Annotated in this window: 11 protein-coding genes; 5 read left to right on the top strand and 6 right to left on the bottom strand. The window is 63.9% G+C overall.

Features of this window, described 5'->3' with window-relative positions:
* Positions 1-63: 63 nt before the first annotated feature.
* Positions 64-1,341: a phosphopyruvate hydratase gene (gene eno, locus JWM94_RS03150; protein ID WP_299421583.1), complete on the bottom strand. Its 1,278-nt coding sequence runs from the start codon at positions 1,339-1,341 to the stop codon at positions 64-66.
* A 144-nt stretch (positions 1,342-1,485) separates the two neighbouring features.
* Between eno and JWM94_RS03145 the strand changes: the two genes are divergently transcribed.
* From JWM94_RS03145 to JWM94_RS03125, 5 genes are read left to right on the top strand one after another with little or no spacing between them, the layout of a single operon-like run.
* Positions 1,486-1,947, top strand: a complete 462-nt coding sequence (locus JWM94_RS03145) for a hypothetical protein (RefSeq protein WP_299421580.1) — start codon at positions 1,486-1,488, stop codon at positions 1,945-1,947.
* Between the two features lie 17 nt (positions 1,948-1,964).
* On the top strand, positions 1,965-2,324 hold the full coding sequence (locus tag JWM94_RS03140) for a phage holin family protein (RefSeq protein WP_299421576.1): 360 nt from the start codon (positions 1,965-1,967) through the stop codon (positions 2,322-2,324).
* Positions 2,321-2,608, top strand: coding sequence for a DUF3618 domain-containing protein (locus JWM94_RS03135; RefSeq protein WP_299421573.1), 288 nt, complete (start codon positions 2,321-2,323; stop codon positions 2,606-2,608). Before JWM94_RS03140 ends, JWM94_RS03135 begins: the two co-directional genes overlap by 4 nt.
* 28 nt (positions 2,609-2,636) lie before the next feature.
* Positions 2,637-3,092 (top strand): hypothetical protein, encoded by a 456-nt coding sequence (locus tag JWM94_RS03130; protein ID WP_299421570.1) that lies wholly within the window; start codon positions 2,637-2,639, stop codon positions 3,090-3,092.
* 37 nt (positions 3,093-3,129) lie between these two features.
* Positions 3,130-3,357, top strand: a complete 228-nt coding sequence (locus tag JWM94_RS03125) for a DUF4170 domain-containing protein (protein WP_299421566.1) — start codon at positions 3,130-3,132, stop codon at positions 3,355-3,357.
* Here the strand turns inward: JWM94_RS03125 and JWM94_RS03120 are convergent.
* From JWM94_RS03120 to JWM94_RS03100, 5 genes are all read right to left on the bottom strand, one after another.
* Positions 3,354-4,007 carry a rhomboid family intramembrane serine protease gene (locus JWM94_RS03120; protein ID WP_299421563.1) on the bottom strand — a complete coding sequence of 218 codons (654 nt, stop codon included), beginning with the start codon at positions 4,005-4,007 and terminating at the stop codon, positions 3,354-3,356. The genes JWM94_RS03125 and JWM94_RS03120 overlap by 4 nt on opposite strands.
* The gene (gene greA, locus JWM94_RS03115) at positions 4,004-4,480 is read right to left on the bottom strand and encodes a transcription elongation factor GreA (RefSeq protein ID WP_299421560.1); all 477 of its coding nucleotides are present in this window, start codon (positions 4,478-4,480) and stop codon (positions 4,004-4,006) included. Before greA ends, JWM94_RS03120 begins: the two co-directional genes overlap by 4 nt.
* 78 nt (positions 4,481-4,558) lie before the next feature.
* The gene (carB, locus tag JWM94_RS03110) at positions 4,559-7,882 is read right to left on the bottom strand and encodes a carbamoyl-phosphate synthase large subunit (protein ID WP_299421557.1); all 3,324 of its coding nucleotides are present in this window, start codon (positions 7,880-7,882) and stop codon (positions 4,559-4,561) included.
* Between the two features lie 301 nt (positions 7,883-8,183).
* Complete coding sequence (locus JWM94_RS03105; RefSeq protein ID WP_299421554.1) at positions 8,184-8,543, bottom strand: hypothetical protein; 360 nt, start codon at positions 8,541-8,543, stop codon at positions 8,184-8,186.
* The coding region (locus JWM94_RS03100) for a carbamoyl phosphate synthase small subunit (RefSeq protein ID WP_299421552.1) at positions 8,540-9,225 on the bottom strand (686 nt) is incomplete at its 5' end. The genes JWM94_RS03100 and JWM94_RS03105, both read right to left, overlap by 4 nt.

Below are 9,225 nucleotides of genomic sequence, written 5' to 3'. Positions count from 1 at the left end.
CATATATCGGTGAATCGAGTCCGATTGGCGGCGAAGCGAATCGGAGCGCCGGAACTTTCGCCGTCAGGCCCGCAAAACGCTCCGGCCGGCATAGACGGCGACGTCGCCCAATTCCTCCTCGATCCGGATCAGCTGGTTGTATTTCGCCAGCCGGTCGGACCGCGCCAAGCTGCCGGTCTTGATCTGCCCGCAATTGGTCGCGACCGCGAGGTCGGCGATCGTCGAATCCTCGGTCTCGCCCGAGCGGTGTGACATCACCGCCGTGTACGAATGGCGCTGCGCCATGCTCACCGCCGCCAGCGTCTCGGTCAGTGTACCGATCTGGTTGACCTTGATGAGAATCGAATTGCCCAAGCCCCGCTCGATCCCGTCCGCCAGCCGCGTCGGGTTGGTTACGAACAGATCGTCGCCCACCAATTGGACCTTGTCGCCGACCAGGTCGGTCAACGCCTTCCAGCCCTCAAAATCGTCCTCGGCCATGCCGTCCTCGATCGAGAAGATCGGGTAGCGTGCGACGAGGTCGGCGTAATAGCCCGCCATCTCCGCCGGGCTCAGTATCTTGTTCTCGGCGGATATGTTGTACTTGCCGTCCTTAAAGAACTCGGTCGAGGCGGGGTCGAGCGCGAGCATCACATCGTCGCCGGCATGATACCCCGCCCCCTCGATCGCGCGCATGATGAAATCGAGCGCGTTGGTGGTGTTGGCAATGTCGGGCGCGAAACCACCCTCGTCGCCCACGCCGGTGGACAAGCCCTGGTCGTGGAGCATCTTCTTGAGCGTGTGGAAAATCTCCGACCCGTAGCGCACCGCCTCGAACAGCGAGGACGCGCCGACCGGCACGATCATGAATTCCTGGAAATCGATCGGATTGTCGGCATGCTCGCCGCCGTTGATGATGTTCATCATCGGCACCGGCAGGACATGCGCGTTGACCCCGCCGACATAGCGATAGAGCGGCAATCCCCGCGCATCGGCCGCGGCCTTGGCGGTTGCGAGGCTGACGCCGAGGATCGCGTTCGCACCCAGTCGGGCCTTGTTCGGCGTGCCGTCGAGCGCGATCATCGCATTATCGACCTCGGCTTGGTCCTCGGCGTCGAGCCCCAGGATCGCGCCGGCGATCTCGCCGTTGACCGCATCGACCGCCTTCTGGACGCCCTTCCCGCCCCACCGACTCTTGTCGCCGTCGCGCAATTCGACCGCCTCGTGCGCGCCGGTCGAGGCGCCCGAGGGGACCGCCGCGCGGCCCAAACTGCCGTCTTCCAGCATCACTTCGACCTCGACCGTGGGGTTGCCGCGGCTGTCGATGATCTGGCGGGCATGCATGTCGATGATTGCGGTCATGGAACGGTCTTCCTAGATTAGTCCGGCAAGGGGCGTCGCGGCGGCGCTCTATCGGGTTCGTTTGCCTCGGGCAATTCGCTTGAACGGACGGAACCGGCAGAAGCCGCCTTGGTTGTCGCAAGAGTTAGAGTAAGGATCGATTTCATGGCCGACACAGCACCCACCGACACACCCGCCACCAGGGTCGTCGATAACGACACCGGCGCCAAGACCGATGCCAAAGCAGGCGTCCAGACGCTCAAGGACAATGTCATCAAGTTCGCCAACGATGCCGGCGACAAGGCCAAAGCTGCGGCCGAGGACGGAAAAACGCGGGCTGGCGGTGCGCTCGATGAACTCGCGGCGATGCTCCACGACGCCGCCGGCACGGTCGACGAAAAGGTCGGCGATCAATACGGTCAGTACGCCCGCTCGGCCGCCGACGCGGTGGCCAATTTCTCGAAGTCACTCCAGTCGAAGCAGGTCGACGACATCATCGACGAGGCGCGCGAGTTCGTGAAGAAAAGCCCGGCGGTCGCGATCGGCACCGCGGCGGCGATCGGCTTCGTGCTGGCGCGATTGGTCAAGGCGGGGCTCGATGCTCCGTCCGACGACAAAAAAGCCTGACCGGCCCGGCCGCGCGCGTGGAGGAGGGACCGCCGCCCCAGGAAGAAAGCATCACGTCGCTGGTCACAAGGCTGATCGACGATGGCGAGGAGTTCGTCCGGGCGGAACTGAAACTCTATCGCGCGCGGCTGTTCTCACGGCTCGACGAGGCGCGCAATGCGATCATCCTCGGCGTAATCGCACTGTCGCTGATCCAGGCCGTGATGGTTGCCGCACTGGTCGGGTTGTTGATCGTCTTGCGCCAGCCGCTCGGCCCCGGCGGCGCGACGGCGGTCGTCGTGGTGGCCGGACTGGCGTTGGCCGGATTGCTGGGCTGGCTGGCCGTGGGTCAGTTGCGCAAGGCCACAGAGATCAAGGACAAGGATAAGCGTCCGTGAGCCTGATCGATGACGAACTGGCCAAGGCTGAGGCGCAGTCGGCCGAAAGCCGGCAGCAACTCGCACATACCGTCGTAGCACTGCAGTCGCGCCTCAAGCCGAGCGCGCTGGCGCGCGACGCGGTCGAGGAACTCAAGGAAATCGGCGGCGAAATGGCCCGCGCCGGGGTCGATACGATCAAACGCAACCCGGTGCCGACGATGGGCGTTGTGGCCGTATTGACCGCTTTTTTGACCCGCAAGCCGCTGGCGCGCTTGTTCCGCCGCAAATCGACCGACACATGATGCTCACCCCCTTCAAGAGGATTCCCCGATGACCGAGCAGACGACCACCAAGAAGCCCGCCGGCCGCATGGAAACCGCGCTGACCTCCGCGCGCAGCACCGCCAGCGACGCGCTCGGCGAAACGCGCAAGGCCGCGCGGCGCGTCGGCAAGGCGGCGGAAGCCAATCCATTGGCGGTGATCGCCGGCGGGATCGCGATCGGGCTGGCGGCTGGCGCGCTGCTGCCGAGGAGCCGTCGCGAAACCGAATTGCTCGGTGCCACGGGCAAGCGGTTGAACGGCGCGGTTGCCGGGGCCGCCGAAGCAGCCAGAGACGCCGCCAAGGCCGAACTCGGCTCGCTCCCGCTGAGCAAGGACGCCGCGCGTAAGCAAGTCACCAAGCTGCTCGATCAGGTCGGCAAAGCGCTGTCGGCCGGCGGCGAAGCCGCGCTCGCCGCGCGTGACGAGGCGCCCGCACCGAAGAAGACAGCGCGCAAGGCCAAATAGGCTTTCGCGCCGCACCGCAGCACGATATGGCGCGCGCATGAGCAAGCTCCATCTCGTGTTCGGCGGCCGCGTCAAGGATCCGCAGACGCTCGACTTCGACGAAAACACGATCGAGGTCGTCGGCATCTTCCCCAATTTCGCGAGTGCCGAGAAAGCGTGGCGCGCCGCCGCGCAACGCACGGTGGACGACGCCGAGATGAAGTTCGTGGTGGTGCATTTGCACCGCCTGCTCGAGCCCGATCCGGACCTGCAGGCCTCCGCCTAAGCCTTCCGGTACCGCAAACGCAGCAGCGGGCGCGCCACCATCATCCCCGCGATCAGCCCGCCGAGCGGATTGACGACGGTCAGCGAGAGTTCGAACACGCCGGACGCCAGCATAAAGGCGACCTGGAGGACGATCCAGAAACCGGCCAGCGCGCCGATCTGGGCGAAACGGCCGTAATGGCGCGGCACCGGCAGGATATAGGGCACGCCATACAGCGTGAGATAGGCGCCGACCAACGCGAACAGCCCGGCGCTCGCATCCGCGGTCATGAGGAAGGAATGCGGCGTCAGCGCCAGCCGCGCCAGCGCGCCGCCATAGGCGCCCGCGACGAACGTCGCGATCAGCCCGACCGGCCCGATCGATTTTTCGACATAGCGCCCGACGATCAACATCAGGATGGTGTTGAACAGCGTCATCACGACGCTCGACAATAGAAATTGCGACACCAGCGGCGACACCGCCACACGCAAGGGGTCGGTTTGCCATTGCCCGGCAACAACGAAGAACGGCATGAATCCGAACCCCGCAACCGCCGCCGCGATCACGGTCACCAGTTGCAAAACGGCGGTGACGAAGATGACCGCGACCAGCGCGTCGGTGACGCGCCCGCGCGGCAGATTGATTCCGGGCGGCGGCTCGAACCGGCTCAAATGAACTCGATCTTGCTGACGACGTAGTACCGGTCGCCCGCGGGCACCGACACTTCGACCTCTTCGTCGACCTTGCGCCCGATCAGCGCGCGGCCGATCGGCGAATTGTACGAAATGCGCGCCTTGCTCGCATCGGCCTCGGTTTCGCCGACGATCTGATAGCGGACCGGCTTGTCGTTCTCATCGAGCATCGTGACCGTCGCGCCGAACACGACCTTGTCGCCCGACAATTCCCTGGGATCGATGATCTGGGCCCGGCTCAGCTTGCCCTCGATGTCCGAGATCGTCGCTTCGTTCTGGCCCTGCTGTTCCTTGGCGGCGTGATATTCGGCGTTTTCCGACAGGTCGCCGTGTGCGCGCGCTTCCTCGATCGCGTCGACGATCAGCGGGCGTTCCTCTTTGAGCCGGCGCAGATCCGCGTGGAGCTTTTCATAGCCCTCCTGCAGCATCGGCATCTTCTCGACGGTCGCCATCACTCTTGTCCCTTACGAAAAGTTCACTCCCAAGCGACCCTGAAAGGACCGCCCGCACCTTGTTTCTCTATGTGGGGATCAATTGTGCGAGTGCGAATGATAAGATTGAAGCGGGCGGACTTCAAGTGAGCGCGTGGAAAGCCCGACGATCGCCTTCGCCGCCTCGACGCTGGCCGGCGCGGTGGTGAAGTACGGAATCCGCTGGCCGAGCGCGGCGACGCGGATCGGCTTGGAATCCTTGAGCGATTGCCAGCCTTCGGTCGTGTTGAAGATCATGTCGATCCCGCCATCGACCACGCGGTCGACGATGTGCGGCCGGCCCTGCGCCACCTTGTTGATCCGCTCGACCGGGACGCCGTGCTCGGCGAGATAATCCGCCGTCCCGCCGGTCGCGACGATGGTGAAGCCGAAATCGGCGAGCGCGCGCACCCCGGGCAGTACGACCGGCTTGTCGCTGTCCTTGACGCTGACGAACACCGTCCCGCCCTCGGGCAGGATCGTGCCCGCGCCAAGCTCGGCCTTGCCGAACGCCGCGGTGAAATCCACGTCGATGCCCATCACCTCGCCGGTCGATTTCATCTCGGGCGACAATACCGGGTCGATCCCGGGGAAGCGATTGAACGGGAACACGGCTTCCTTGACCGCGAAATAGGGAATGTCGCGGTCGACCTTTGGCAGGTCCGCCAGCTTCTCGCCCGCCATCACGCGGCTGGCGATCTTGGCGATCGGCGACCCGATCGCCTTGGCGACGAACGGCACCGTCCGGCTGGCGCGCGGATTGACCTCGATCAGATAGACGCAATTGTCCTTGACCGCGAACTGAATGTTCATGAGGCCGACGACGCTCAGCGCATGCGCCAGCGCCACGGTCTGACGCTCGATTTCGGCGACGATCGCATCCGACAGCGAATAAGGAGGGATCGAGCACGCGCTGTCGCCCGAATGGACGCCGGCCTCCTCGATATGCTGGAGCACACCGGCCACCACGACGTCGGTCCCATCGCAGATCGCATCGACATCGACCTCGATCGCGTCGCGCAGATACTGGTCGATCAGCACCGGCGAGTCGCCCGACACCTGTACCGCGGTCTGGATATATTCGTCGAGCTGCGGGCGGCCGTCGACGATCTCCATCGCCCGCCCGCCAAGCACGTAACTGGGGCGCATCAGCACCGGATAACCGATCCGCTCGGCCACCGCGACCGCCTCGTCGCGGCTGCGCGCGATGCCGTTCGACGGCTGGAGCAGCCCGAGCTTGTTGACCAGCGCCGCAAACCGCTCGCGATCCTCGGCCAGGTCGATCGCGTCGGGCGAGGTGCCGAGGATCGGGATGCCCGCCTTCTCCAGAGCGCGTGCCAGGTTGAGCGGAGTCTGCCCGCCGAACTGGACGATAACCCCGACGAGTTCGCCCGCCTGTTGCTCGACATGCAGGATTTCCAGCACGTCTTCGGCGGTCAACGGCTCGAAATAGAGCCTGTCACTGGTGTCATAGTCAGTGCTCACCGTCTCAGGGTTGCAATTGACCATGATCGTTTCGAACCCGGCGTCCGCCAGCGCGAAACAGGCGTGGCAGCAGCAATAATCGAACTCGATCCCCTGCCCGATCCGGTTCGGCCCGCCGCCCAGGATGACGATCTTGCGGCGGGTCGTGGGTGCGCTCTCGCATTCGGGCTCGCCGAAGCTGGGAGCTTCATAAGTCGAGTACATATACGGCGTCTTGGCGTCGAACTCCGCCGCGCAGGTGTCGATCCGCTTGAACACCGGCCGAACGCCGAGCTTGTGCCGCAGCGCGCGCACTTCGTCTTCGTTGGTCCCGCCCACCATCGCCTTGACCGCGTCGTGGATCAGCCCGCCCCGCGACTGATAGCGGTCGCGCAGCCCCGCCGAGGTCAGCGCGAGATACCCCAGCCGCTTGTCGGAGAAGCCCATCGACTTGAGCCGCCGCATCCCCACCGCGTCCTGCGGCAGGCCGTTGTCGAGCACCTCGTTCTCGGCCGCGATAATCTCGGCGATCCGCTCGAGAAACCACGGGTCGTACTTCGCGATGGCGTGCACCTCGGCCACCGTGAAGCCTTCGCGCAACGCTTGCGCCGCGACGAGCAGCCGGTCGGGGGTCGCCACCGCAAGCGCGGCCTCGATCTCGTCCCTGGGCGCGCCGACCAAATGATCGACGATGTTGAACCCAGACAGCCCGGTCTCGAGCCCGCGCAACGCCTTCTGCATGCTCTCATGGATGTTGCGCCCGATCGCCATCACCTCGCCGACCGACTTCATCGCGGTCGACAGCACCGCTTCGGCGCCCTTGAACTTCTCGAATGCAAACCGCGGAATCTTGGTGACGACGTAATCGATAGTCGGCTCGAAGCTCGCCGGCGTCGCGCCGGTAATGTCGTTGACGATCTCGTCGAGCGTGTAGCCCACCGCCAGCTTCGCCGCGACCTTGGCGATCGGGAACCCGGTCGCCTTCGACGCCAGCGCGGAGGAGCGCGAAACGCGCGGGTTCATCTCGATCACGACGAGCCGCCCGTCCTTCGGATTGACCGCGAACTGGACGTTCGAACCGCCTGTTTCGACGCCGATTTCCCGCAGCACCGCGATGCTCGCGTTGCGCATGATCTGATATTCCTTGTCGGTCAGCGTCAGCGCCGGCGCGACGGTGATCGAATCGCCCGTGTGCACCCCCATCGGGTCGATATTCTCGATCGAGCAGATGATGATGCAATTGTCCGCGCGGTCGCGGACCACCTCCATCTCATATTCCTTCCAGCCGAGCAGCGACTCCTCGATCAGCACTTCGCTGGTGGGCGAGGCGTCGAGCCCCTTGCGGACGATGTCGAGGAATTCGTCGCGATTATACGCAACCCCGCCCCCGGTCCCGCCGAGCGTGAACGACGGGCGGATGATCGCGGGCAGCCCGGTCTTCTCCAGCCCCGCCAGCGCCTCGGCCTCCGAGTGCGCGATCGCCGAGCGCGCGCTTTCGAGGCCGATTTTGGTCATCGCGTCCTTGAACTTCAGCCGGTCCTCGGCCTTGTCGATCGCCTCGGCATCGGCGCCGATCATCTGGACGCCGAATTTCGCCAGCGTGCCGTCGTTGAACAGCGCCAGCGCGGTGTTGAGCGCGGTCTGGCCGCCCATCGTCGGCAGCACCGCGTCGGGGCGCTCCTTCTCGATGATCTTGGCGACGATTTCGGGCGTGATCGGCTCGACATAGGTCGCGTCGGCGAGGTCGGGGTCGGTCATGATCGTCGCCGGGTTCGAATTGACCAGGACGATGCGATAGCCCTCTTCCTTCAGCGCCTTGATCGCTTGCGTCCCCGAATAATCGAACTCGCACGCCTGGCCGATGACGATCGGGCCGGCGCCGATGACGAGGATCGAGGAAATATCGGTGCGTTTGGGCATTATGAACTGCTGATTAGCGGAGGAGGAGCTTCAGCGTTGATCCACTGCCAATAGTTAGTAGGCAAAAGGCCATTAACCATGCTCGGAGCAACTTGCGTAAGAAGGAAATTGTTAGGGCTTAAGAACGGATTGTAGCTTTTGATCATTTGCTCCAACGTCGCCGTAGACTTTACAATGATTACGCTAAAAAAAGGCGTCATATACTGATACGTATAGAAATTTGACCTTACAAACTCGATTAATCGAATTGGAGATGGGTCGCTCATCTGCGGTTCATAATTAAGAATGAAGGTATTATACATCACTTTCCCTCCTGACCGGATGAGGGATTAGCTATAAGTTTCGTTGGGCCAGCGATTTCAACAACAGATCGCGCATCGCCTATAGCTGGTGGCATCCGAGCGTAAGCCTCAAGCTGAATGCGAAAACCTTCTGTTTGCAGTCTGTCAGCATCCGCTTTTGACCAATATCTGTAGAAATACAGTGATGCTAAGACCGGAAGCGACCCCAACGCTAGCGCGACGTAATCTTTGGGGGTTGGTAAAATACAAAATGCAGCGACGCTAATTGGAAACGTAATCCCAGAAAGCCACAACAGCGGCGTAAGGATATTTTTGCGCGGATAGGCGGAGAGCGCCTTTCCCAAGCTGGGCCATTTCATTTCAACATCCCCACAAACCGCTCGAACAGATAGAAGCTGTCCTGCGGCCCCGGGCTCGCTTCGGGGTGGTACTGGACGCTGGACGCGGGTTTGTCGGTCAGCTCGAGCCCGGCGTTCGATCCGTCGAACAGCGATACGTGCGTCTCGCGGGCGTTCGCCGGCAAACTGTCGCGTTCGACCGCGAAGCCGTGGTTCATGCTGGTGATCTCGACCGCGCCGTCGCTCAGCCGCTTGACCGGATGGTTGGCGCCGCGGTGGCCCTGGAACATCTTGGTCGTGGTCGCGCCCACCGCCAGCCCGAGCAATTGATGGCCGAGGCAGATGCCGAACAGCGGGATGCCGGTGTCGAGCAACTGCCGGATCACGGGGACGGCATACTCCCCGGTCGCGGCGGGATCGCCCGGGCCGTTCGACAGGAAGAGCCCGTCGGGCTTGAGCGCCATGACCTGATCGAAGCTCGCGGTCGCGGGGACGACGCTGACCTTGGCACCGGCCTGGACGAGGTTGCGGTAGATGTTGCGCTTGGCGCCGTAGTCGATCGCGACGACATGCGGGCGGTCGCTCGAGCCCCCTCCCGCTTGCGGGAGGGGGTTGGGGGTGGGCTCCCGCTCTCCACTAGGTGAACCGCTCGAGGGTACCGGGAGGGCCCCCCCCCGGCCCCCCCCCCCACCGGGGGGGGGGG

Source organism: Sphingomonas bacterium (assembly GCF_028289855.1).
Lineage (GTDB): Bacteria > Pseudomonadota > Alphaproteobacteria > Sphingomonadales > Sphingomonadaceae > Sphingomonas.
Note: the sequence above shows the minus strand (reverse complement) of the source record. Positions and strands in the feature narration are given on the sequence as shown.

What these genes read in the sequence shown, in the direction of transcription:
- JWM94_RS03105 (WP_299421554.1), bottom strand. Translation starts at nt 8,543, where the DNA reads ATGAAATGGCCCAGCTTGGGAAAGGCGCTCTCCGCCTATCCGCGCAAA.
- greA (WP_299421560.1), bottom strand. Translation starts at nt 4,480, where the DNA reads ATGGCGACCGTCGAGAAGATGCCGATGCTGCAGGAGGGCTATGAAAAG.
- JWM94_RS03145 (WP_299421580.1), top strand. Translation starts at nt 1,486, where the DNA reads ATGGCCGACACAGCACCCACCGACACACCCGCCACCAGGGTCGTCGAT.
- carB (WP_299421557.1), bottom strand. Translation starts at nt 7,882, where the DNA reads ATGCCCAAACGCACCGATATTTCCTCGATCCTCGTCATCGGCGCCGGC.
- JWM94_RS03125 (WP_299421566.1), top strand. Translation starts at nt 3,130, where the DNA reads ATGAGCAAGCTCCATCTCGTGTTCGGCGGCCGCGTCAAGGATCCGCAG.
- eno (WP_299421583.1), bottom strand. Translation starts at nt 1,341, where the DNA reads ATGACCGCAATCATCGACATGCATGCCCGCCAGATCATCGACAGCCGC.
- JWM94_RS03130 (WP_299421570.1), top strand. Translation starts at nt 2,637, where the DNA reads ATGACCGAGCAGACGACCACCAAGAAGCCCGCCGGCCGCATGGAAACC.